25 protein-coding genes and 1 other RNA gene are annotated in these 22780 nt (G+C 32.3%); 18 read left to right on the top strand and 8 right to left on the bottom strand.

The window, feature by feature from the left end; translation table 11 throughout:
• Positions 1-53: 53 nt before the first annotated feature.
• Positions 54-1124: a hypothetical protein gene (locus ACXJH6_RS07960; protein WP_456471223.1), complete on the top strand. Its 1071-nt coding sequence runs from the start codon at positions 54-56 to the stop codon at positions 1122-1124.
• On the opposite strand, the gene ACXJH6_RS07955 is transcribed toward ACXJH6_RS07960, so the two are convergent.
• A complete protein-coding gene (locus tag ACXJH6_RS07955) occupies positions 1121-1909 on the bottom strand; it encodes a hypothetical protein (protein WP_456471222.1) in 789 nt (262 codons plus the stop codon). The genes ACXJH6_RS07960 and ACXJH6_RS07955 overlap by 4 nt on opposite strands.
• A gap of 155 nt (positions 1910-2064) precedes the next feature.
• Between ACXJH6_RS07955 and asnB the strand changes: the two genes are divergently transcribed.
• Both asnB and ACXJH6_RS07945 read left to right on the top strand, forming a co-directional pair.
• Positions 2065-3759: an asparagine synthase (glutamine-hydrolyzing) gene (asnB, locus tag ACXJH6_RS07950; RefSeq protein WP_456471221.1), complete on the top strand. Its 1695-nt coding sequence runs from the start codon at positions 2065-2067 to the stop codon at positions 3757-3759.
• Positions 3756-4523, top strand: a complete 768-nt coding sequence (locus tag ACXJH6_RS07945; RefSeq protein WP_456471220.1) for a CorA family divalent cation transporter — start codon at positions 3756-3758, stop codon at positions 4521-4523. The genes asnB and ACXJH6_RS07945 overlap by 4 nt, the downstream gene beginning before the upstream one ends.
• A 42-nt stretch (positions 4524-4565) precedes the next feature.
• Here ACXJH6_RS07945 and ssrA read toward each other — a convergent pair.
• Positions 4566-4942: a transfer-messenger RNA gene (gene ssrA, locus ACXJH6_RS07940) on the bottom strand.
• Positions 4943-5030: 88 nt separating this feature from the next.
• Positions 5031-5753, bottom strand: a complete 723-nt coding sequence (trpA, locus tag ACXJH6_RS07935; RefSeq protein WP_456471219.1) for a tryptophan synthase subunit alpha — start codon at positions 5751-5753, stop codon at positions 5031-5033.
• A 50-nt stretch (positions 5754-5803) separates the two neighbouring features.
• On the opposite strand from trpA, the gene panB reads away from it, so the two are divergent.
• From panB to dnaK, 6 genes are all read left to right on the top strand, one after another.
• Positions 5804-6580: a 3-methyl-2-oxobutanoate hydroxymethyltransferase gene (gene panB / locus ACXJH6_RS07930; protein ID WP_456471218.1), complete on the top strand. Its 777-nt coding sequence runs from the start codon at positions 5804-5806 to the stop codon at positions 6578-6580.
• Between the two features lie 17 nt (positions 6581-6597).
• Positions 6598-7122: a Uma2 family endonuclease gene (locus ACXJH6_RS07925; RefSeq protein ID WP_456471217.1), complete on the top strand. Its 525-nt coding sequence runs from the start codon at positions 6598-6600 to the stop codon at positions 7120-7122.
• 96 nt (positions 7123-7218) lie between these two features.
• Positions 7219-8214 carry a Holliday junction branch migration DNA helicase RuvB gene (ruvB, locus tag ACXJH6_RS07920; RefSeq protein ID WP_456471224.1) on the top strand — a complete coding sequence of 332 codons (996 nt, stop codon included), beginning with the start codon at positions 7219-7221 and terminating at the stop codon, positions 8212-8214.
• Between the two features lie 8 nt (positions 8215-8222).
• Complete coding sequence (locus tag ACXJH6_RS07915; RefSeq protein WP_456471216.1) at positions 8223-9230, top strand: AI-2E family transporter; 1008 nt, start codon at positions 8223-8225, stop codon at positions 9228-9230.
• Positions 9231-9428: 198 nt separating this feature from the next.
• Positions 9429-9953, top strand: coding sequence for a nucleotide exchange factor GrpE (locus ACXJH6_RS07910; protein WP_456471215.1), 525 nt, complete (start codon positions 9429-9431; stop codon positions 9951-9953).
• 17 nt (positions 9954-9970) lie between these two features.
• Entirely contained in the window at positions 9971-11851 is a 1881-nt protein-coding gene (dnaK, locus tag ACXJH6_RS07905; protein ID WP_456471214.1) for a molecular chaperone DnaK, read from the top strand.
• A gap of 135 nt (positions 11852-11986) precedes the next feature.
• On the opposite strand, the gene ACXJH6_RS07900 is transcribed toward dnaK, so the two are convergent.
• From ACXJH6_RS07900 to ACXJH6_RS07880, 5 genes are read right to left on the bottom strand one after another with little or no spacing between them, the layout of a single operon-like run.
• Positions 11987-12394, bottom strand: coding sequence for a DUF2914 domain-containing protein (locus ACXJH6_RS07900; RefSeq protein ID WP_456471213.1), 408 nt, complete (start codon positions 12392-12394; stop codon positions 11987-11989).
• Positions 12395-12396: 2 nt separating this feature from the next.
• Entirely contained in the window at positions 12397-12822 is a 426-nt protein-coding gene (dtd, locus tag ACXJH6_RS07895) for a D-aminoacyl-tRNA deacylase (protein WP_456471212.1), read from the bottom strand.
• Positions 12797-13693: a ferrochelatase gene (gene hemH / locus ACXJH6_RS07890; protein WP_456471211.1), complete on the bottom strand. Its 897-nt coding sequence runs from the start codon at positions 13691-13693 to the stop codon at positions 12797-12799. Before hemH ends, dtd begins: the two co-directional genes overlap by 26 nt.
• Positions 13694-14707 carry a bifunctional 3,4-dihydroxy-2-butanone 4-phosphate synthase/GTP cyclohydrolase II gene (locus ACXJH6_RS07885; protein ID WP_456471210.1) on the bottom strand — a complete coding sequence of 338 codons (1014 nt, stop codon included), beginning with the start codon at positions 14705-14707 and terminating at the stop codon, positions 13694-13696.
• 26 nt (positions 14708-14733) lie between these two features.
• Positions 14734-15549, bottom strand: coding sequence for a hypothetical protein (locus tag ACXJH6_RS07880; RefSeq protein WP_456471209.1), 816 nt, complete (start codon positions 15547-15549; stop codon positions 14734-14736).
• Between the two features lie 25 nt (positions 15550-15574).
• On the opposite strand from ACXJH6_RS07880, the gene ACXJH6_RS07875 reads away from it, so the two are divergent.
• The 9 genes from ACXJH6_RS07875 (at position 15575) to ACXJH6_RS07835 (ending at position 22764) form a co-directional block, all read left to right on the top strand.
• Complete coding sequence (locus tag ACXJH6_RS07875; protein WP_456471208.1) at positions 15575-16363, top strand: TIGR00282 family metallophosphoesterase; 789 nt, start codon at positions 15575-15577, stop codon at positions 16361-16363.
• A 114-nt stretch (positions 16364-16477) separates the two neighbouring features.
• Entirely contained in the window at positions 16478-17170 is a 693-nt protein-coding gene (locus tag ACXJH6_RS07870; protein ID WP_456471207.1) for a hypothetical protein, read from the top strand.
• Positions 17112-17387, top strand: coding sequence for a hypothetical protein (locus ACXJH6_RS07865; RefSeq protein WP_456471206.1), 276 nt, complete (start codon positions 17112-17114; stop codon positions 17385-17387). The genes ACXJH6_RS07870 and ACXJH6_RS07865 overlap by 59 nt, the downstream gene beginning before the upstream one ends.
• 472 nt (positions 17388-17859) lie before the next feature.
• Positions 17860-18486 (top strand): 3-methyladenine DNA glycosylase, encoded by a 627-nt coding sequence (locus tag ACXJH6_RS07860; protein ID WP_456471205.1) that lies wholly within the window; start codon positions 17860-17862, stop codon positions 18484-18486.
• Complete coding sequence (locus ACXJH6_RS07855; RefSeq protein WP_456471204.1) at positions 18483-19037, top strand: M48 family metallopeptidase; 555 nt, start codon at positions 18483-18485, stop codon at positions 19035-19037. The genes ACXJH6_RS07860 and ACXJH6_RS07855 overlap by 4 nt, the downstream gene beginning before the upstream one ends.
• 9 nt (positions 19038-19046) lie before the next feature.
• Positions 19047-20381 carry a DNA recombination protein RmuC gene (locus tag ACXJH6_RS07850; RefSeq protein WP_456471203.1) on the top strand — a complete coding sequence of 445 codons (1335 nt, stop codon included), beginning with the start codon at positions 19047-19049 and terminating at the stop codon, positions 20379-20381.
• A 55-nt stretch (positions 20382-20436) separates the two neighbouring features.
• Positions 20437-21003, top strand: coding sequence for a LemA family protein (locus tag ACXJH6_RS07845; protein ID WP_456471202.1), 567 nt, complete (start codon positions 20437-20439; stop codon positions 21001-21003).
• 2 nt (positions 21004-21005) lie between these two features.
• Entirely contained in the window at positions 21006-21854 is an 849-nt protein-coding gene (locus tag ACXJH6_RS07840; RefSeq protein WP_456471201.1) for a DUF3137 domain-containing protein, read from the top strand.
• A complete protein-coding gene (locus ACXJH6_RS07835; RefSeq protein WP_456471200.1) occupies positions 21844-22764 on the top strand; it encodes a helix-turn-helix transcriptional regulator in 921 nt (306 codons plus the stop codon). The genes ACXJH6_RS07840 and ACXJH6_RS07835 overlap by 11 nt, the downstream gene beginning before the upstream one ends.
• Positions 22765-22780 lie beyond the last annotated feature (16 nt).

Here is a 22780-nt window from a genome sequence, read left to right as displayed (position 1 = left end):
TTTTGTTATATAATAAGTTTAATTAAATATTAATTCAAAATTAAGGAGGGGCTATGGGAAGAATTTACGGAAGAGTTGAAAGTGTTGAGGATGTAAGAAGAATTAACTGCATCATTAGAGATGAGATGTTAAATGTTGAGAGTGCGGCTGAGCTTACAGACCTTAAAAAAAGAAGTGATTATTTATGTACTCTTACTTATTCTCCTTTTTGGCAAAAAAAATTCGGAGATAAAATAGAAGAATTAAGAGAATCGGCGATTGAAGAAAACAGGGCTACTGTAAAAACAGCCAATTACATGGCAAAATATAAAAAATTCGATAGAAGTTACGAACCTTGGAAAAAAGAGATAAATATAGAAGAACAGCTAAAAGAGATTCCAAATCAGGTGGTGGAAGAACTTACAAATTCTATATTTTCACTTCAAAAAAGTGTTGAAATACTTGAAGAGCTTAGAAAAAGTTTTTGTGATATAAGAAAAGCTATGGTTTTATGTGAAAATGTGGAGTGTCTTGATAGACTTAAAAAAGCGGTAGATATTTTATCTACCCTGCCTTATCTTGAAAGTTTTAAGGTTCATTTTGATGAAGGATTGCTAGGAGTAATAGATAAACTTATTAATGAAGAAAAAGAGCGTTCGGTAAAACTTGCCAATATTATTGCGGAAGTTAACGGATGGGATAGATTTTATCAGTCTGTAAGCGATGAGGATTTTGAAACCACAGCCGAAGAGTATTTAAGAAAATTACTTGAGGAAGAAGAAAAAGCTTCAACTTATATTCCTACAGAAGTTAAATATAAAGGCGGTGCTAAAGTGTTATGGCTTGTTTATTATCATCCTGGAAGAAAAAGAGAATACGCAAAAAGGCTCTATTTCCCAGCAGATGCTTTTGATATAAAAGTAGAGGGTCCTGGGGAATTTAAAAACAAATTTGGAAATAAAGTATACGGTATAAAAATAATTTATAAAATGACAATAAAACCGACTACAATTCATGTAAGAGGAAAAGAAATTCATCTTCCTGAGAGAGTGGTTACAAAAACAAAAATAGTTCCAATTCCTGAAATAGCCCAAGATATAAGAATAGTTGAAGAAAAACCGGAAAGCGCGATGGATATCGCTTAATTTCTTCCGGTTGTTTTATTGGCAAAATACGCACTAAAGAAAGTAAAATAAGTAATAATCGTAGTTGCTGCCACTAAAATTGGAATAATCAATAAAGACAAATTCGGATTTAAAACAATATTAGGAAAAATTACGAAAATATAAGTAAAACTCATAGCGGAATATATAAAGAGTATAACAATACTCCATACTAAATAAATAATAAAATATTTTAAATTAAACGTTTTTATCCAATATTGAAAATCTATCAGAGATAAGATTATAGAAACAAATGCTCCCTTAAAACTGTTTTTGCCAAGGGCCTCTCCAAGTTTTCCTAAAAATACATAAGAAAAAAATAGTAGATAAATGGAATAAAATCCAAGTAAAATCTGTGTAATAACAGGTGAGGAGGATACCGTTACAAAAAAAGAGTGGGGATTTGCCAATATATATAAAGAATTTGTAAACTGTAAAATCAAAAAGAAAAATATAAACCAAAAAGCTGAGATTAAAATACTTCCTAACATTATTCCAGCAGCAGTGGGAAAGAAATGAAACAGCATTGTTGAAACGTCGTTTTTTTTCAGATTTTCAAAATACTCTTTTTCGTCTTTTGAATGTTTTAGAAGATAGATTAAGAAAGCCCCTATGCTAAGGTAAAGCAGTTTTTCTAAAATAAGTACGGTATATCCTATAAAAGGATAAGGTTCAAGCAACGTAAATATGGATATAATCAGCACTACAATAAAAAATTTTTTCCACTCCGCAACAGTGGTAAAAGTATATTTAAAAACTTCTTTCATTTTGTAAACCTTTTTTTGATACAATTTTATCAAGTTAAATGAAAAAGGGAGTAGATAAAAAAGGTATTTATACTTTTTTTCGGGGTTTTTTTATTTTCTTTTGATATTTTACTGAATGAACCTTCTCCTTTTGAAAAAATATAAAGGTATAAATTTTGTGCGCTATATTCGGAATATTGGGCAGTTGTGAAGAAACAGTAAGAAGCTCTCTTAATTTGATGATTCATAGGGGCAGGGATTTTCAAAAAATAATAAAAAATGAAAAAGCCGTTTTTGGTTTTAACAGGCTGGCCATAGAAAACAGGGATAAAAATATTCAGCCTTTAAAAATGGGAGAAAAACTCTTTGTATTTAACGGTGAGATTTATAATTATAAGGATTTGATTAAAAAACACAATTTAAACGCTTGTACCGAAATAGAAACAATTGCCGAACTTTGGGATAAATTTGGGGTTGAGTTTGTAAAATTACTTGATGGAATGTTTGCTGTTGCCGTGTTTGATGGAAAACTATATCTTTTTAGAGATGAATTCGGTAAAAAGCCTCTTTTTTTTACAAAAAACGCTTTTTCCTCCGATATAAAACCTTTAATAAATATTGTAGGTAAAGAAATTAATTTTGAGGCGCTTAGCGAATATCTGGCCTATAACTCCTCTTTGGCTCCCAATACCATATATGAAGGTATTTATAAACTTCCTGCCGGGTGTTATTATGATGGAAAAATAAAAAGATGGAATGATTTTGAAAGGATGGTTGATAAGAATATAACGGAAGATATAGCCTTTAATAAAACAGAAGAATTGTTGAAAAAGAGTATACAAAAAAGGTTTATGGGAGAAGTGGAGATAGGCTCTCTTTTAAGCGGGGGAGTGGATAGTTCTTTGATTGTGGCAATTGCTAGTAAATTTAAAAAAATAGACACTTTCAGTATAGGATATGAAGGTTATGAAAATTATGACGAAAGAAAATACGCTAAAGAAGTCGCTAAATATTTGAAAATTAATAATTACGATGTTGTTTTAAAAAAGAGGGATTTTTTTGAAAGTTTTGATGCTGTTTTAGAAGCTGTGGGAGAGCCTATTAGCGACAGCAGTTTTTTTGCGGCTTTTTCGTTGGCTAAAAATATCCCTCTAAAAGTTGTTTTCAGCGGGGAAGGGAGCGATGAGCTTTTTTTGGGTTACAGAAGGTATGAAGAGTATTTGGGTTTTTTAAAAGCGTATTTGCCCAATAAAAAATGGCTTAAAAAGTATATGGAAAGATATCCTGAGGATATAAAAGAGTGGGAAGTTTTTAGAAGGTTTTTTGCTGATGAGCCTGTTTTTAGGGGAATAAATGAAACTTTTTTTCAAAAACAGATTAATAAAGCCCTGAGAAAAAGAGCCGTGGAGGTTAATTATCAACGGTTTTTAAAAGGTTGGGGAAGCTTTGATTTTACATATTTTGATTTAAAGGTGTGGGTAGGAGAGGTTTTGCTTATGAAACTTGATAAAATGTTTATGGCCCATACAATAGAGGCCCGCTCTCCTTTTCTTGATAGAAATTTGGTAAACTTTGTTTTTTCTATGCCTGAGGAAATTAGAGGTTCTAAAAAGTGGATTGTAAAAAAAATAGCTGAAAAATATCTGCCAAAAGAGATTGTTTATAGAAGGAAAAAGGGTTTTGCCGTTCCTTTTTATGAATGGCTTAAAGAAGAAAAAGAACTTAAACGGATTATAGATATTAACAGAAAAAGCAAAATATTTAATGAAGAGTATTTAAAAGAAATAATAAAAACGGGGCACAAAAGGTATAAACAGCATATTTGGGCTTTATATCTTTTTTCGCGCTGGTATGAAAAGGAATTTTTATGAAATTTAAATTAAACAGTTTTTTAGAAGATGATATAGAAAATAAGGACCATCCGAGTGATTTTGAAATAACAAACGAGTATGGGGTTTTGATTTTAAGGCTTCCTTTTATAAAAGATGAAAAAGTGGAGGTTATTTCTTACGCTTTTTTAATAAAGGAAAATAAAGTATATATTTTTGACAGAAATAAAAAAGAGTTTGAATATCTTGGGGATTTTTTTGATTTGCATAAGTTTTTAGATGTAAGAGTGGATAAAATACTGGCTAAACTTAATAAATTTCATATGCAAATAGCGAAAATGGAAGATGGGCTTTATGAGGAAAATATTGATAAATCTTTTGCAAACGAATGGCTGAAACTTAAAAAAGAACTTGTGTTGATAGAAAGACTGATGGGACATGCGATTGTGGCGTTTGAGAGATTTTTAAAATATTATAAGGAAAAAGTGGATAATTTTGCTTTTAAAGACCTTGAAGAACACTTTCAACGGGCTTTTAGGTTTGCAAAAAATGCGATAGAAAAGTTGGATTATCTTTATGAGTTTTTTAGGGCAAAGCAGGATGAAAAGATGAATAAAATTATGTTTGTTTTGACTCTTTTATCAGGAATTTTCTTGCCTTTGACTCTTGTAACCGGGTTTTTTGGGATGAATACCGGCGGACTTCCTTTGGTAAATGACCCTGAAGGTACGTTAAAAGCGGTGGTTATAGGAATAGTTTTAGAAGTGCCTATTGTAGTGGCTGTATGGAAAATGATGAAAAATTAAAACTTCAATGTTAACATATTTTCTCTGACACCAAATATTTATTGGTGGAGGTGTCGGGAATCGAACCCGAGTCCAGAAACAGATTACCCTAAGCGTCTACACGCTTAGTCCGTTGATTATACTGCTCTTCCGGGTTCAACGGACAAAACCCTGCGGAAGAGAGGAGTGCTGATGGTTTCAGACTGTAATCCGCACTCATAGATTACAATCCTAGCCACGCTTTACTCTCCGCCCGAGGCGGTGGCAGGCCTCAGTGGGCGGAGGCGCCCGAAACTACTTAATTAAGCAGCAGCTGTTGCTACTGCTGGGCTGTAAGTTTTGTTATTTGCTGCGTTTATTTTTAGCGGACCGTTTTACGGCTTGTCCAGGCCGACGTGCAGCTTAGGGCTTTCTGCCCCTGTCGAAGCCATGTCACCCCCGCAAGGGCTTCTAAGAAGCCTATGCGCGAATGACTAATCGAATTTTATCAAATTTTTCTTAAAAAGTCAATAATTTTTTAAGAAAAGTTTAAGAATTAATTTCTTCTTTTATGATTTTGGCTTTTTTACATATTTTTTTTATTTTTTCACTGTTAGGAATATCCTCTAATAATACTTTTACAAAAGCACTTCCCACAATTACCCCATCAACTCCTTTTGCTTTTTCACGGGCTGTTTTTTCATTAACTCCAAATCCTATATAAAGAGGTGTGTTTGTAATTTCTTTTACTGTTTTTATTATTTCACTTAAATCCTCTTTTTTTTCTGCTCCCGTAATTCCTGCATATGCTACCATGTAAATGAATTCTTTTGGATTTTTTAAAATTTCTTTTATTCTCTCTTTTGAATCAGTAGGCGCTACAAAAGAAATTAAAGGAAACTTTTCTTCATATTCAATCGCTTCTTCGTACGGCAAATCAGGAATAATAAAACCTTTAACACCGTATTCTTTGGCCTTTTGAGTCATAAAATCATAGCCTTTTTGATAGAAATTGTTAAAATATCCCATCCAATAAATATCAATGTTTTTTGCTGTTTTTTCACTTACTTCAAACGTATTTTTTATTTTATATCCATTTTCTAACGCTCTTTTGTTTATTTCTTGAATTACAGGTCCGTCGGCTACCGGGTCTGAAAAAGGAATTCCAAGCTCTATAGCATCGACTCCATTTTTTTGTAAAGCTTCTATCAGTTCTATAGTAAAGTTTTTGTCTGGATATGCTGTTGTTATATAAGCTATTAACTTTTTCATTTATTTCCTTTGGTATAATATATTTTAGAAATTATATCAAAAGGAAGTGCATGAAAAAGACACTTAAAGCTCTTTATAAAAAAGAAAACATTACTATGATAACCGCTTATGACGCATTGTTTGCCAAGATTTTTGATGAATTGGTGGATATTATTTTAGTTGGAGATAGTTTGAATATGAGTTTTTTGGGAGAAAACGATACTTTAAGCACTACGCTTGAGCAGATGATTTATCATACTAAAGCTGTTTGTAACGGAGCTAAAAATGCTTATATCGTAACTGATATGCCCTTTGGTACTTACAATACTCCTGAAGATGCTTTGAAAAATTCGATAAAAATATATAAAGAAACAAAAGCGGATGCTGTAAAGCTTGAAGGCGGAGCTGAAAGAGCCGAAACTGTAAAACTTCTTGCTCAAAACGGTATAGCAGTAGTGGGACATATAGGCCTTATGCCACAATTCAGCAGAAGTGAAGGCGGATATATAGTAAAAGGAAAAGATGAAAAATCAAAACAAAAGTTGCTTAAAGACGCTAAAGCCCTGGAAGAATCCGGGGCTGTAATGCTTGTTATTGAAGGTGTTAAAGAAGATGTGGCAAAAGAGATAACTGAGAGTGTAAATATCCCGACTATTGGAATAGGCGCTGGAAGATATACGACGGGACAGGTGCTTGTATGGAGTGATATGCTCGGATTTTTTGAAGAGTTTAAACCGAAATTTGTTAGACGGTACTTAAACGGGGCTGAGATTGTAAGAAGTGCTGTTAGAAAATACGTTGATGATGTAATTATGGGAAAATTTCCTAGTGATGAGGAGATTTATTAAAAAAAATAGGAGAAAAAATGGCAGTAACTTACTTAGAACATTATACTTTTAGTGATTATATAAAATGGGATGGTGATTGGGAGCTTATATATGGTGCACCTTATGCTATGGCACCTTTTGCACTTCCAAGTCATCAAAAAATTAGTGGAAAAATATTAGTTCAGCTTGATAGAAATTTGGAAAATTGTTCTAAATGTCATGCTTTAATGGAGAGCGAAGTAAAATTTAGCGAAGATACGGTTGTTAGACCTGACGTATTTATAAAATGCGGGGAAATTGATGATATTACAACAACTCCCGAGATTATTTTCGAAGTAGTAAGCAAAGGAAGTATTCAAAGGGATGAGCTTTTAAAATTTAATCTTTATAAGCAAGAAGGGGTTAAATATTACGGAATTGTGTATCCTGATGATAAAAGAGTAAAAATTTATAAGTTAATAAACGGAGAGTATATAAAAATTGCGGATTTAAAAGATGAAATATTTAAAACAGATGATTTAGATTGTAATGTAAAAGTGGATTTTTCTAAAGTTTGGCTGTGAGAGAACTTTAAGAAAATGAAGTTTGAAAATGCTAAAAGACAAAATAAAAACTTTAAATAAACAGACATTACAGATTGTTTAATTATTGAAAGGCAGATAGTGAGAATAGTTGAAATTGAAAAAGTTAGTTTTGAAGAAGGATATGAAAAATCTTTAAGGCCTCAGAATCTGGATGAATATATAGGTCAGGAGCAGATTAAAAAAAACCTAAAAGTTTTTATAGAAGCGGCTAAAAAAAGAGGGGAGAGCCTTGACCATATGCTTTTTTTCGGACCTCCGGGTCTTGGAAAGACGACACTTGCCAATATTATAGCTAATGAAATGAATGCCAATATTAAAACCATTTCGGCTCCTATGCTTGAAAAATCAGGGGACCTTGCTGCAATTTTAACTAATCTGGAAGAAGGAGATATTTTATTTATCGACGAAATTCACAGACTAAAAGCCTCTATTGAGGAGGTTCTATATTCGGCTATGGAAGATTTCAGGCTTGATATTGTGATAGGAAGCGGTCCGGCGGCTCAGACTATAAAGCTGGATGTAGCTAGATTTACGTTAATAGGAGCTACGACAAGAGCCGGGATGTTAAGTAATCCTCTTCGCGACAGATTTGGTATGAGTTTTAGGCTTAATTTTTACAATGTTGAGGATTTGAGTTTAATTATAAAACTTGCAAGTAAAAAATTAAACTATGATATAAAAACGGATGCGGCACATGAAATAGCCAAACGTTCCCGTGGAACTCCGAGAATAGCTCTTAGGCTTCTTAAAAGGGTTAGGGATTTTGCCGAAGTTGAAGATAAAAAACTTATAGATAAAAAAATAGCAAAATATGCTCTTGACGAACTCGGGATAAACGAACACGGATTTGACGAACTTGACATAAGGTTTTTAAGACTTTTAGTAGATGCCAAAAAACCTTTGGGGCTTTCTACGATTGCGGCTGCCTTAAGCGAAGATGAAGATACTATTGAGGAGATGATAGAACCTTTTTTAATAGCAAACGGGTATGTTGAAAAAACGCCTAAGGGAAGGATTGCTACAAGAAAGACTTATGAAATTTTAAATTTAACGCCAAATATTTTGTTTTAGGAAAAGAGATGAAATTTTTGACTTTTTTAACATTTGTGGTGGGATATTTTGTATATTTAACGTATAAGCCATATCTTATGGATATAGCGATAGCTTCTCTTATGGCCATTTCTTTTGGAAAGATAGATTTTATGATTTCCAAATATATAAAAAACAGATATATCGTAACAGCTATAGTTACTTTTATTCTTTCTATTTTAATATTCGGTCCGATATTATATTTTATTATTACAGTGGGTAAGTTTTTGGCTCATATAAATATAGAAGATATAAAGTTGGTAATTCAAAAAGCACAGGATTTAATTTCTTATCTTCCCTCACAAATAGGAAATTATATAAAAAGCTTTTTAACGGCTGATAACATTCAAAAAATTTATGAATCCATTATGCCTATTATAGGGACTCTTACCGCTAAAAGCGCCGTTTTTATAAAAGATACTTTTTTGATTATTATATTTTTCTTTTTTGCGACTCTTTACGGAAGAGAAATACTTGATTTTTTTAAGAGAATTATTCCGCTTGAAGACGTAAAACTTGAAAAACTGTTTTTCAGTACCAGTGAAGTTATGAGTGTTGTTTTTTATTCTACTCTTTTAACGGCACTGCTTGAAGGTGTTTTGTTTGGAATAATAGTTAGTTTTTACGGTTTTAATTTTTTCTTTTTTAGTATTATGTATGCTTTTGCTTCTTTAATTCCTGTAATAGGCGGAATTATGATGTGGGGTCCGGTTAGTTTATATCTTTATGCGAACGGAGAAGTGGAAGGCGCTTTGGTTGTTATGATATATTCGATAATAGTAATCTCTATTTTAGCAGATACTTTTGTAAAACCTTTTATCATAGCTGAGATTAAGAAAATTTTTGAATCCGATACGGAGTTAAATTCTCTTCTTATCTTCTTTTCTATCGTTGCGGGACTTTCTTCTTTCGGTCTTTGGGGTATTATCATAGGCCCTGCGGTTACGGCTCTTTTTATTTCTATTCTTAAATTTTATGATAAAGTTAATAAAGTTTAGTCTTTTTGACTAAAACTTTTTTATTTTTTTATTTAACTTTCTTGACTTTTTTCTTTTAAAAGTGTATAATTTCAACGTTATAAAGCATTTGAGTTTGATTATCTAATATAATTTAGGTAATATAAGGTGTTTGGAAATCAATTGTTTGATTGAGATTTGCTTATATGGCATTATTATAAGCCTTTAAAGGAGGGGATTATGGGAAAAAAACATAAAAAAAAACCTGAGGCTGAAATGCAGGCTCAGGAAAATCAAGAAATTAATATAGAAGAAGTTTTAAAGCAAAACGAAGAACTTCAAAAGAAACTTGACGAAGCTCTGAGGGCTTATGCAAAATGTGAAAACGATAAAAAAATTCTTAAAAAAGAAGCTGATGCAATGGTCGATTATGCATATGAAAGATTTGCAAAAGACCTGTTGCCTGTAGTTGATAGTTTGGAATTGGCGATAGCTCATGCCAAAGAGCTTGAAAATAAAGAAGAGGCTTTTGATAAGTTGATAGAAGGTGTTGAGCTTACTCTTAAAAAGATGCTTGATACCTTTAAAAATCATGGCATCGAACCGGTTGAACATGAAGAGTTCAATCCTGAATATCACCAGGCTATTCAACATGTTCAAAGCGAAGAGCATAAAGACGGTGATATCGTAGACGTGTATCAAAAAGGATACACTCTAAAAGGAAAATTAATTAGACCATCAATGGTTACAATAAACAAAAAATAAACTTTAAGGAGGGAAAAATGGGAAGAGTAATAGGAATTGACTTAGGTACAACTAACTCAGCAATGGCATATTATGACGGAAAAGATGCAAAAATTATTCCAAATAAAGAAGGTAAAAATACTACTCCATCTGTAGTAGCATTTACTGATAAAGGTGTTTTGGTAGGGGAACCTGCTAAAAGACAGGCAATCACAAACCCTGAAAGAACTATTTATTCTGTAAAAAGAATTATGGGTATGATGTGTAATGAGCCAAAAGCTCAGGAAGCTAAAAAACACGTTCAATATAAAATCGTTGATAAAAACGGAGCTTGTGCTGTTGAGGTAGACGGGAAAGTATATACACCTCAGGAAATCAGTGCAAAAATTTTACAAAAATTAAAAAATGACGCGGAAGAATTCTTCGGTGAAGAAGTTACAGAAGCTGTTATTACAGTACCGGCATACTTTAACGACGCTCAAAGAAAAGCGACTCAAGAAGCCGGAAAAATTGCAGGGCTAAACGTTTTAAGAATTATTAACGAACCAACAGCTGCGGCACTTGCATACGGACTTGATAAAAAAGGTGAAGAAAAAGTACTTGTATATGACCTTGGTGGGGGTACTTTTGACGTAACAGTTCTAGAAATCGGCGATGGTACATTCCAAGTACTTGCAACTGACGGTAACGCATTCTTAGGTGGTGATGACTTTGACAACAGAATCGTTCAATGGTTGATTGACGAATTCAAAGCTGAAACTGGAATTGATTTAAGCCAGGACAAGATGGCTCTTCAAAGACTTAAAGATGCGGCTGAGCAGGCTAAAAAAGAATTGTCAACTAAAGAAGAGACTGAAATCAACTTGCCATTTATTACAGCAGATGCTAGCGGACCAAAACACCTTGTTAAAAAATTAACAAGAGCTAAATTTGAAGCGATGATTGATGATTTATTACAAGAAACATTAACTCATATTGATAACGCACTTAAAGATGCGGGATTAAATAAAGAAGATATTGATGAAATCGTAATGGTTGGTGGTTCAACAAGAATCCCAAAAGTTCAACAACTTGTAAGCGATTATTTTAACGGTAAAAAACTAAATAAATCTGTAAATCCTGACGAAGTTGTGGCACTTGGTGCGGCAATTCAGGCCGGAGTACTTAAAGGTGACGTAAAAGACGTATTGTTACTCGACGTTACACCACTTAGCCTTGGAATTGAAACACTTGGTGGAGTTATGACAAAAATAATCGAAAAAGGTACAACAATACCTGTGAAGAAATCACAAATATTCAGTACGGCTGAAGACAATCAAACAGCAGTTACAATTCACGTATTACAAGGTGAAGCCGAACTTGCCAAAGATAATAAATCACTTGGTCAGTTTAACCTTGAAGGTATCAGACCGGCACCAAGAGGAGTACCACAAATTGAAGTTACATTTGATATCGATGCAAACGGTATCTTAAACGTAACAGCAAGAGATAAAGATACAGGTAAAGAGCAAAAAATTACAATTACAGGAAGCTCAACATTAAGTGAAGAAGAAATTGAGAGAATGATTAAAGAAGCTGAAGAAGCAAACAAAAGAGAAAAAGAAAGAATTGAAGCTATTAAAGCTAGAAATGAGCTTGATGCTGTAGCATATCAGGCTGAGAAATTCATCAAAGATAATAAAGACAAACTCGGTGACGTAAGTGCTCTTGAAGCTAAAATTAAAGAAGCAAAAGAACTTATCGAGCAACAAAGCGAAGATAAAGCTAAAATCGAACAGCTTAAAAACGAACTTGAAGCCGAACTTCAAAAAGCGGCCCAGAATATGGCTGCTCAGGGTGGTGCTCAAGGCGGACAACAACAAAGTCAGGGGCAAAATAAAGGCGGAGATGACGACGTAATCGATGCGGAAGTTGAATAATCTTCCGCTTTTTTTTCTTTTTATTGATTTAGTGGTGCCAGACCTCTTAGATTGAGTATAAAAAAGATTAAGCACTGACAAAATAAAGTAAAACAATTTGTTCTCTTGTTGAATATATTTAGTCAGTATCAAGGATTATTGGGAAGAGTTTTTGGTTAAATTTTTGTCTATGATTTTAAATTCCCTTGAATCTATAGTGTTGCTTCCATCTACAATACTTACTCTCCACTTACCGACAAAAAACGGTCTTATTGTTATATAAGAATAAGTCCTCCATCTTCTTCCTGAATAAATTGGAAGTTTGATATCCGCATATAATTTCCACTCACCGTTAACTTCTTTTTCCCATACAAAATCAATGAGTCTGTTTTCTTTTATATTAATAAAATGAGCGAATGCATAAACTTTTTGGTCTTTTATGGTAAATGTGTCGGTGATTTCTATAGGAGTTAAATTTTTTACATTTTTACAGGTTACGAATTCTTTAATATCATAAGCAAATAAACAGGATAAAAAAATTAAGAAAATAATGCTTTTTTTCATTTTTAGACCTCCAAAATTATTGTAACAGGCCCATCATTGATAATGGTTACTTCCATCATAGCACCAAAAATTCCACTTTTTGCAGGGACAAATTTATTTAATTCTATTAGCATTTTATCATAAAATTCTCTAGCTTCAGTTGGAGGCATTGAATTTTGAAAATTAGGGCGTGTTCCTTTTTTTGTAATTGCCGGAATTGTAAAGTTTGGTATAAGTAAAATTTCACCTTTAATATCCATTATGCTTTTTTCAAATTTATCCCCGAAAAGTCTCATGTTTGCTATTTTTTTTGCCATTTTTGTTATTTTTTCCTCATCGTCTTCTTTTTCGAAACCTATTAGAACATTTAAGCCACTGTTTATTTCATTAATAAGTTTGTTATCTACTTTTACGCTTGAATATTTAACTCTTTGAATTACGGCTTTCATGCGCTAACTCCACTAAAAATTTTGCTGTTTTTTCATTATCGTTTGGAGCGGAAATAACTTTATAATTTTTTATTCCTATTTCATCTGCCAGATGTTTATATTCGATTTTGAGTTCCAAATCGGTTTCTGAGTTATCAATCATAAAAGATATAGGATAAATTACAACATTTTGGTCTTTATATTTTTTCAATTCTTCATCTAAATAGGGTTGAAGCCATTCACCGGGACCGAAACGGGATTGAAAGGCAAGGTTTATTGATTTAAATTCAGGTAAGATTTTTTTTAATATTTCTACGTGTTCTTTTACATGTGAATAGTATTTGTCCCCTTTTTTCAGAAGTTTTTTTGGAATACCGTGGGCTGAAAATATTAAATTCCACTCTTTGGGATTTTCAATTTCATTTAATATATTTTCTTTTATTATTTCATTAAACCTGCCGTCTTTATAAAAAGGTTTTGTGACTGTTGCTTTTCCTTTGAAATTTGTACTTTTTAAATCATCTAAACTACTTTCATAAGTTGTAAAAGAGTAATGCGGATAAAGGGGAAGCAATATTACCTCATCATATTTATGGATAATTTCATCTAAAAAAGGTTTAGTATATCTCATGGCATAAACCACTTCAAAATCCGTATATTGTTTCATTTTTTTTGAAAGCTTTTCAGTTAAATCATAAATCCTGCTTCCACCTATTAATTTATAATTTTCCCATACTTTTTTATATCTGAGGTTTGAAATAAGGGGTGCTAAAATATGTCTTATAGGAGAAGATATTATTCTTTTATCTTTAAACATATTATAAAGAAATTCTTTTAACTCCTCAGGATTTCTTGCCCCTCCCATATTATGTAAAATAATAGCTTTTTTCATTTATATCTCCACATATTCTTTTATATTTATTCCAAATCCTTTAAGAGCGTTTAAATCGTTTTTATGACGGGATAAAAGATGTAAGTTTTTTATTCCCAAAGCTTTTAAAATTTGAGCTCCGATTCCAAATTCTTTATTATCTTTTGAATTTGAATCTATAAAAATAATTACTCCATTGTTATATTTAATGTATTCAAGCGCTTTTTTATAATCTTTCATTAATTCTTCATTTAATAAAAAATCCACATTTTTAGTTACTTTAAAAAATTTAACATTTGTTGTTTCTTTTGGGTTGTTTGCTAAAACGTAATGTTTTTGACCCAAATGGTCGGTGAATTCTATTTTTTTGAATTTTACACCGTCAAGTTCGGTTACTTCTTCTTTTTCTTTTGTTACGAGTGTTTCGAATTGAAGTCTGTATTCTACTATATCCGAAATATATACTACTGTTAAATTATGTTTTTTAGCAAATTTAGCTAAATCATCACGCCTTGCCATTGTGCCGTCTTCATTCATTATTTCACATATTACGGCACTTGGATACACTCCTGCGAGTTTACAAATATCCACGCTGCCTTCGGTATGTCCGGTTCTGACGAGCACTCCGCCTTCTTTTGCGATTAAAGGAAAAATATGCCCCGGTTTTACAAAATCGTCAGGTTTGCTGGTGGGTGAGCTTAGTTTTTTTATTGTCAAATCTCTCTCAAACGCGCTTATACCCGTTTTGCATTCTTTAGCGTCCACACTTATTGTAAAAGCGGTTGAGAAACTTTCTTTATTTGAATTTACCATGGGTTTTAAGTCGAGTTTGTCGGCAATTTCTTTTGTAAGAGATACGCAGATAAGCCCGCGTCCTTCTTTTGCTAAAAAATTAACTTTTTCAGGTGTGGAAAAAACTCCTGCATATACCAAATCACCTTCGTTTTCTCTGTCTTCATCATCTATCATTATAATCATATTGCCTTTTTGAATTTCTTCTATGGCTTTTTTTACTCTCTCAATTGGATTTGGCATTAAATACCTTTTTATTGAAATTTTATCTAAAATTTGTAATGAAAACTGAAATTGACCCCTTCTTTTAATTTGAAATCGTATTCTTTTGAATAAAATAAAAAAGGTTTTATTTCATAATATATTCTTTTTGTATTAAACAGTGCATGTCTATAGGAAATAAAAAAAGTATGTGAATAAATGAAAGGGGCTTTTTCTTTTTCACCGGATAATTCATATCCCAAAACATACAGTTTTTTATAGAATATGTGGGAATGATAAAATCCAAGGGTATAAAAAAGATTGTTTTTTTCGTTTTTGTTGGTGGATATATTAAGGGTTGCGGTGTTTTTATTTTTGTTTATTGAAAATTCGCTTTTTTCTTCCCAGTAACCGTCAGAATAGAGGTCTATTTTTTCCAAAAAAGTAAAATTTACAGCGGAGTTTTTTTTGATTTTAAAGGAGTTTGATAAAAACACTTTAATTTTACCTTTTTTTAATCTTACATAAGGTCTGATTTTGTATTCAAAGGTTGTAAAAGATGAGGATGTTGATTTGTTTTTTTGTTTTTTGCGTAAGGTTTTTTTAAGTATCTGAAATGACGGAAACCTCAGATGAAGCGTAAAAGAAGATGATGCTTTATGGTTAAGTGTTGAATATTTAGCCGAATAGTTTACAAACGATTTTTCATCGTTAATATTTAAATAATTAGGAATAAAAAAATTTATTTTTGAAATAAAATCTTTTTTAATACCTATTAATGTTTCTTCAATAGTGTTGTTTTTTTGTTTAATTTTTTTATATATGGTTGTTAAGTTTGCGGCAATTGCAAAATTGATTATAATTAGTATAATTAACTTTTTCATTTTGATATTATACCAAAGGATTTTAATGAATATACTTTTTATAGGAGATATAGTAGGAAAACCGGGAAGAAAACTGGTAAAAAAACATCTTTCCCGTTTAAAAAAAGAGTATGAAATAGATTATGTGATAGCCAATTACGAAAATCTGGCGCATGGTTTTGGGATTACTGAGAAAATTTATAAAGAGATGAAAAATGCCGGAATAGATATATTTACCGGCGGAAACCATACTTTTGATAAAAAAAAGGACGCTTTGAAACTTTTAAGCGAAAATAAAATCTTAAGACCTTTAAACTATTTTGAAGCCCCAGGGGAGTGGTATTATGAAGATGAAAACATTATAGTAATAAGCGCTATGGGGGTTTGCTGTATGCCTTACGGTAAAAATCCTTTTAGGGAGCTTGCAGAATTTGTTAAAAACAGGGACAAATTTATATTTATAGATTTTCATGCGGAAGCTACCGCTGAGAAAAGAACGCTTTTTCATATTTTAAAAGGCAAAGCCGGGGCGATTGTCGGAACGCATACCCATATAGGCACGGACGATTTGGAAATAAGCGAAGGTACGTGTTATCTCACCGATATAGGTCTTACGGGGTGTGCCGATAATATTATCGGAATGAAAGAAGACGGGCCGGTTGCCAATATGCTGACGGGACTTAAACAGCATTTTGACGTTCCGGATAAGTGCAAAAGTATTATGCAGTGTCTGGTAATTAACGTAAAAGAAGGTAAATCTGAAAAAGCGTTTAAGCTTAAAATAACGGAAGATAAAATATTAAAAACACAAGAGGCGGAAAATGGAATTCAGTAACTCTTACGAACTTTTAAAAGAACTGAAGCAAAAAAATCTGTTAAAAAACAGACCGAAATTTTGGTAGCCGGGTTACGGGACGTTTAAGGTGGTTTTAGCTGTTACTGCATTTATATGCCTTATTACAAAAAAGTAAGAGGAAAAAGGAAAAAATGGAAAACGGCTGAAAAAGAGATAATGAGTAAATTTAGGGAGAAAAAACAGATTAATATACTTGGAAGCCGTGAAAAGCTTATGAGATTTAAAAACGGGGAGGATATTGAAAAGATTTTTAACGCCATAAGACCGAAGTATCCGATAAGGAGATATGTGGATGTTTTTGGATATAATTCTGCAAAAAAAGAAGATAAAGAAGATATGGATTTTAAAATAAAATTAGCTAAATTAAATGATAAAATAATCAATAAAGTAAATAAAATCAATGATGTAAAAAAAGAATTTTATAAATTATGGATGAATGAAGAAAAATTTATAGAGCATATTGAAACAAGGTTAATTTTAGGGCATATAACCGATAAAAACGATTATATTAAAAAAACTATTGACTGTATAATTGAAGCAGAAGAATATATTTATGCAATTCATAAAAAAAGTTGGGATAATTTGTGTTATAATAAAACAAAAGATTGGGCTGTAATTTTCAATGAACACGGTGAAATTATGACAAGTTACAAAATTGAAAAAAACAGAAAAGATTTTGAAACCTTACATAAAGAAATAGGAGGTAAAATCTTAAAAGGACAACCAAATGAAAAAGTTAAACAAGCTTTTAAAAGATTACGAGATTTATACGAAAGTGTGGACTAGTGATTTTGGAGAGGGGCATCTTTTTTTAGCAACAAGAGAAGCATTAAAACCTTTTGAGAATGATAAAAGAGTGATTGAGCTTGATAAAATGGCTTTGAATGTTATTGAAAAGGATAAAAGTAAAGGAACTGATAGGCTTTTTTTAGATAAGCTTAAATTAATGATTTTAGATAATTTAAAAAAACATCATTTACAAAAAGAAGCTAAGTTAGCTTAATTAAAAAGCGTTCTACATTCTCTAATCCTCTTTTTGGCAATTTTAAATAATTCCGTTGACTCGCTGTGCTGGCTCAACGGGTAAAGCACTCGACAAGTTAAGCACTTTAAGTGCCGGACTCAATAAATTTAACTCTCCTTAAAACTGTTCTCAATTTCCTGTGAAATCTCATCAAAGTTATCACCGTCAATAGTATTAAGGTCGTTACTGATAATCTGAAAGGCTTGGTATTAAAACTGTTTTTAGAGATATCAACACCACAAACCATATTTCACTCCTTAAAGTAAGATATGGTATAATAAGTGTCCCTATCTTAAACCTTCCTCGTTACACGAGCTTTAAAGCTCAACCAACTTATTGGAAGTATAGGGACAGAGGGACAGACTTTATAACAGGCTTTAAGCCTAAAAAAAATGTTTTCCTTGTCCCTTCATTGAAATTTTATAATACTTTTTTGTAGAAGAGGCGGAAAATGGAATTCAGTAACTCTTACGAACTTTTAAAAGAACTGAAGAAAAAAAATCTGTTAAAAAACAGACCGAAATTTTGGTGGCCGGGTTACGGGACGTTTGAGGTGGTTTTAGGAGCGGTATTAACGCAGAATACAAAATGGGAAAATGTGGAAAAAGCATTACAACAGTTAAAAGTTAAAAGTGAAAAGTTAAAAGTGGAAGAAATAGCTTCATATGATCCTGTATATTTAGCTGAACTTATAAAACCGGCGGGGTTTTATAATCAAAAATCAAAAAGGCTTATTGCTTTAAGCCGTAATATTTTAAGGGATTTCGGGGATTTTGAAACTTTTAAGGAAAACGTTGATAGGGAATGGCTTTTAAATCAAAAAGGAATCGGTTTTGAGACTGCTGATTCGATACTTTGTTATGCGTGCGGCAGGGATATTATGGTTGTGGATGCTTATACGAGAAGACTTCTTAAGAAACACGGTTATGAATTTGAAAGTTATGACGAAATGAGAGAGTGGTGCGAGAGAGGGATTGAAGAAAACTGGGATAAATTAAAAGAAGATTATGAAAACAGTTTTAATTTATGTTATGCGAGATTTCATGGGAAAATAGTGGAATTTATGAAAAAACGATGAAAACAGTTATTTATAATCAAAAAGAGATTAAGTATAAGTTGATAAGAAAAGCCATAAAGCATATGTATCTCAGAATAAGGAAAGATTATGTTGAAGTAAGCGCTTCTTATTTAATACCGGAAAAAAACGTGGAGAAATTTATTTTAAAGTACGCCGATGAAATTTTAAAAAAAATTGAAACTAAAAAAGAAAACTATCTTTTCGGTAAAAAAGTGCTAGTTGCCGGTGAAGAAATATATAAAGAAAAACTGCCTCCGGTGGTATTGGAATATGTAAAAAAATATTCTTCAAAAATGAATCTTTATCCTTCAAAAGTTTCTTTTAGATTTAATAAAACGAGATGGGGCAGTTGCAGTGCTAAAAATAATCTAACTTTTAATTATTATCTCGCCAAACTTCCTTACGAGCTTATAGAATATGTTGTAGTTCATGAACTGGCTCATATAAAACACAAAAACCATTCAAGAGAGTTTTGGGCGGAAGTGGAGAAATATCTGCCCGATGTTAAAAAAAGAAGAAAACTGTTAAGAAATTATGAAAAAATAATCTAAAGGAAAAAAATGGAGAATATATATGTGGTTTTAGGGATATTGGGAGGGGTTTTTATCAGTTTGCTGTTTTTGTTTGTATATGAGAGGAGAAAAAAAGAGCGTGATATTAATGAGCTTAAAGCTTCTTTGCAGTATGAAAGAACCCAAAATCTAGTAAAAGACGAGCAAATAAAAAACGTAACAGCACAAAAAGAAAATCTTGAACAAAAAATCGAGCTTCTAGAAAAAGAAAATAAAAAGCTTTTATCCGAAAACGGGGAGCTTAAAACAAAACTCAAAGAAAGCGAAAAATCATTTGAGGAAAAGCTTGATATTTTAAAAAAAAGCGAAGAAAAACTAAAAGAGACTTTTGAAAATCTTGCTAACCGTATTTTGGAAAAAACGGGGGAGAAAATAACCCAGACTTCAAAAGAAAATCTTTCAAATCTGCTTTCTCCCCTTCAAAATCAGATGAAAGAGTTTAAAGACAAAATAGAGTATCTAAGCAGGGATGAAGCCGAAAAGATAAGTGCTCTTCAAAATGAGCTTAAAAATCTTAAAGAGCTAAGCTACAGGCTTTCAGAAGATGCCCAAAATCTTGCAAAAGCCTTAAAAGGAGAGAGTAAAACCCAGGGAAGCTGGGGCGAACTTGTGCTTGAGAGGGTTTTAGAACTCAGCGGGCTTGAAGAAGGGCGGGAATATGAAAGGGAAGTGAGTCTTAACGATGGGGAAAACAGACGCTACCGTCCCGATGTGATAGTGCATCTTCCAAACAACAGGGATGTAATAATCGATGCCAAGACTTCCCTTAGGGCTTATGAGGAATATATAAAAACGCAGGATAAAGCTTATATAAAAGCCCATATTCAGGCTTTAAAAAACCATATAGATTCTTTGTCCGACAAAAAATATGAAAAATTAAAGGGTGTAAATTCGCTTGATTTTATTTTTATGTTTGTTCCTATTGAAAACGCTCTTTTATTGGCGCTTGAAAACGACTCTTCTTTATTTGAGTATGCGTTTAAGAAAAAAGTTGTGCTTGTTTCCCCTACCACTCTTCTTGTGTCTCTTAGAGCAATTGAGAGCAGCTGGAGATTTGAAAAACAGGCTAAAAATATAGAAGAGGTTGTAAAATCCGCTGAAAATCTTTACGATAAGGTTAGAGGGTTTACAGAGGATTTTGAAAAAGTTGGAAAATCATTGGAAAATGCCCAAAAATCTTTTGATAACGCAAAAGCCAAACTTACAACAGGCAGAGGCAATGTTATACGCCAGATTGAAATACTAAAAGAAAAAGCGGGAATAAAACCCAAAAAAGAAATTTCTAAAGAATTAACTGATATAGCGTTAATTGAAAATAATTAAACGTCGTTTTTTGGCTTCTTTTTCTTTTAAAATGACAATAAAAAAAGGAGTGATTATGCATTTTGAGAATTGGATGTATTGGGGAGGAAGGGTTGTTATATTGATTTTTATCGTAATGATGTATAACTCTTTAATCGCCAGAAAAAACATGGTTGAGAATATGTACGGTGCGGTGGACGCCCTTTTGAAAAAAAGAGTTGATATGATTCCCAATTTAATTTCAAGCGTTAAAGCATATATGAAACATGAAAGTGATTTGCTTACGAAAATTACCGAAATAAGAGCGCAGATTCTTCAAACGACAGATGAAAATGAAAAAATAGAGCTTGAAAGCAGATTAAGCGGATATTTGAAAAATTTAATGGTAAATGTTGAAAATTACCCTCAGCTTAGGGCAAGCGAAAATTTTATGCAGCTGCAAAACGCCATTAAGGATGTGGAAGACCAGATTTCAGCGGCGAGAAGGGCATACAACCAGGCCGTAACGGATTATAACAACGCAATAGAGATGTTTCCGACTAATGTTTTGGCTTCAATTATGGGATATAACCGTAAAAAAGTATTTGAAATACCTGAAAGTGAGCGTGAAAACATAAACGTTACCGATTATTTTAAAGGCTGAAAATGAGAGATGTTGAACAATTAAGAAAAACAGCTGTTTTTAAAGTGTTTTTGGCTGCCGTTCTGGTCGGTATTGCAGGGTATTTGACATTTAAATTCGCTGTGCTTTGGTGGCATTATTTAATAGGAGGTGTTGTTGCGCTTTTGATTATCGGAATGGCGATATCGGCGGTTGAATATTACAAATCCGAATTTATCGAGAGGATTTTAAAGCCTCTGTTGAAAAGTAATGATTTGTATTTTTTTCCGGAAGAGGGATTTAGTGAAGACGAAGCCCTCAGCAGTAATCTTTTCGATTTTGATTATGACGATTATGATTCTCACAGTCTTGTGACGGGTCGGGATTTCAGACTTGCGTATGTTGAGTTTACAAAAGAAGAAGAGGAAGAAGACAGCAAAGGGAACTCATATACCACAACGGTTACAAAATTTGCCGGATTTTTGATTGTTTTAAAGCATAAAAGAATGGTAAAAAATTATGTGATTATTCGTCCTTCAAGCTTTCATTTAAGCGACATTTTGCCCGTTACATATGACAAAACCAGAATAAAAATGGATAATCCGGAATTTGAGAAAATTTTTGACGTATATAGCGAAGACCTGGTTGAAGCGAGATATCTGCTCGATCACAATTATATGGAATTGTCGATAAAATTGTACAATGAAGCGGATGTAAAGTATCTGAGTTTTATAAAAAATTTGGTTTTTACAAAAATAAAATATGATGATTTTACTCAGAATATGCCGCTTTTGACACCGGTTAATGATAAAATAATCCAAAAGATTTTGTTTCCGGTGGAATATGCGGTTTTTTTAAAAAATTCTTTAAACAAGGGGTTTTATGAAAGATAAAAAGGTTTTTAACATACTTCAAATTTTAAAAGACCTCTCAAAACTCAATACCGTCTGTACGAAAGAGTATGCCAAAAAACTGAATGTAAGTGTGCGTACCGTTCAAAGATATCTTGAAGATATAAGCGAATTTTTTGATATAGAACTGGTTCAGGAGAAAAAGGGTTGTTATAAATATTTAAATTTCAAAAAAGTAAAAGAAATTCTTTTAAACCAAAAAGATTATGAAGATTTTGAAAAATTTGCAAATGTTGTTGCGGCGTTTAATCCCAAATTGCTTAAATATTTCCATATCAATAAAAAACTGCTTGATAAAATAATCGATGATGAACTGTTTTATATAAAAGTATCACCCTTTGAAGAAGTGATGAATTTCCCGCTTTTTCAGAAAGTGAAAAAGGCAATTAAATATTCCCAGATGATAGATGTGGAGTACGAAAGCGATCAATTAAAACGGTTTGATAATTTAAGACCCCATAAAATAGTGTTTGCCGAAGGGAACTGGTATCTTGTAACACAGGATGACGATGAATTTAACGGCGGCGTAAAATTTTTAAGACTGAATTTTATAAAAAAGGTGGAGTTGAAATCCAAAGAGTTTAAAAAAAACAGGGACCTTTTAAAATTTATCGAAAATTTTCAGTCGTTGATGAGCGCATACGACAAACCGAAATTTGAGGTTATTGTTTTTGTCGACCGGGAAGTGGAAAGACATTTCAAAGCCAAGAAGTTTCTTGATTCACAGACTGTGGTTAAGGATACGAAAGATGGGCTTATTTTAAGATATTATATAAATGATGAAAATGAGATACTGCTTTTGGCAAAAAGATGGCTGCCGCATATGAAAATAATTTCACCCTCATATCTTCAGGATAAACTTGAAAATATGGCAAAAGAACTTTTGGATTAGTTATAATTTTTAAAAA

This window comes from Caminibacter sp., assembly GCF_053999135.1.
The sequence above is the reverse complement of the archived record's forward strand: the minus strand, read 5'-3'. Positions and strand labels throughout refer to the sequence as shown.

Excerpts from the sequence above, each read along its gene's own strand:
- ACXJH6_RS07960 (WP_456471223.1), top strand. The coding sequence starts at position 54 with ATGGGAAGAATTTACGGAAGAGTTGAAAGTGTTGAGGATGTAAGAAGA.
- ACXJH6_RS07955 (WP_456471222.1), bottom strand. The coding sequence starts at position 1,909 with ATGAAAGAAGTTTTTAAATATACTTTTACCACTGTTGCGGAGTGGAAA.
- ACXJH6_RS07945 (WP_456471220.1), top strand. The coding sequence starts at position 3,756 with ATGAAATTTAAATTAAACAGTTTTTTAGAAGATGATATAGAAAATAAG.
- trpA (WP_456471219.1), bottom strand. The coding sequence starts at position 5,753 with ATGAAAAAGTTAATAGCTTATATAACAACAGCATATCCAGACAAAAAC.
- panB (WP_456471218.1), top strand. The coding sequence starts at position 5,804 with ATGAAAAAGACACTTAAAGCTCTTTATAAAAAAGAAAACATTACTATG.
- ACXJH6_RS07925 (WP_456471217.1), top strand. The coding sequence starts at position 6,598 with ATGGCAGTAACTTACTTAGAACATTATACTTTTAGTGATTATATAAAA.
- ACXJH6_RS07915 (WP_456471216.1), top strand. The coding sequence starts at position 8,223 with ATGAAATTTTTGACTTTTTTAACATTTGTGGTGGGATATTTTGTATAT.
- ACXJH6_RS07910 (WP_456471215.1), top strand. The coding sequence starts at position 9,429 with ATGGGAAAAAAACATAAAAAAAAACCTGAGGCTGAAATGCAGGCTCAG.
- dnaK (WP_456471214.1), top strand. The coding sequence starts at position 9,971 with ATGGGAAGAGTAATAGGAATTGACTTAGGTACAACTAACTCAGCAATG.
- ACXJH6_RS07900 (WP_456471213.1), bottom strand. The coding sequence starts at position 12,394 with ATGAAAAAAAGCATTATTTTCTTAATTTTTTTATCCTGTTTATTTGCT.
- dtd (WP_456471212.1), bottom strand. The coding sequence starts at position 12,822 with ATGAAAGCCGTAATTCAAAGAGTTAAATATTCAAGCGTAAAAGTAGAT.
- hemH (WP_456471211.1), bottom strand. The coding sequence starts at position 13,693 with ATGAAAAAAGCTATTATTTTACATAATATGGGAGGGGCAAGAAATCCT.
- ACXJH6_RS07885 (WP_456471210.1), bottom strand. The coding sequence starts at position 14,707 with ATGCCAAATCCAATTGAGAGAGTAAAAAAAGCCATAGAAGAAATTCAA.
- ACXJH6_RS07880 (WP_456471209.1), bottom strand. The coding sequence starts at position 15,549 with ATGAAAAAGTTAATTATACTAATTATAATCAATTTTGCAATTGCCGCA.
- ACXJH6_RS07875 (WP_456471208.1), top strand. The coding sequence starts at position 15,575 with ATGAATATACTTTTTATAGGAGATATAGTAGGAAAACCGGGAAGAAAA.
- ACXJH6_RS07870 (WP_456471207.1), top strand. The coding sequence starts at position 16,478 with ATGCCTTATTACAAAAAAGTAAGAGGAAAAAGGAAAAAATGGAAAACG.
- ACXJH6_RS07865 (WP_456471206.1), top strand. The coding sequence starts at position 17,112 with ATGAAAAAGTTAAACAAGCTTTTAAAAGATTACGAGATTTATACGAAA.
- ACXJH6_RS07860 (WP_456471205.1), top strand. The coding sequence starts at position 17,860 with ATGGAATTCAGTAACTCTTACGAACTTTTAAAAGAACTGAAGAAAAAA.
- ACXJH6_RS07855 (WP_456471204.1), top strand. The coding sequence starts at position 18,483 with ATGAAAACAGTTATTTATAATCAAAAAGAGATTAAGTATAAGTTGATA.
- ACXJH6_RS07850 (WP_456471203.1), top strand. The coding sequence starts at position 19,047 with ATGGAGAATATATATGTGGTTTTAGGGATATTGGGAGGGGTTTTTATC.
- ACXJH6_RS07845 (WP_456471202.1), top strand. The coding sequence starts at position 20,437 with ATGCATTTTGAGAATTGGATGTATTGGGGAGGAAGGGTTGTTATATTG.
- ACXJH6_RS07840 (WP_456471201.1), top strand. The coding sequence starts at position 21,006 with ATGAGAGATGTTGAACAATTAAGAAAAACAGCTGTTTTTAAAGTGTTT.
- ACXJH6_RS07835 (WP_456471200.1), top strand. The coding sequence starts at position 21,844 with ATGAAAGATAAAAAGGTTTTTAACATACTTCAAATTTTAAAAGACCTC.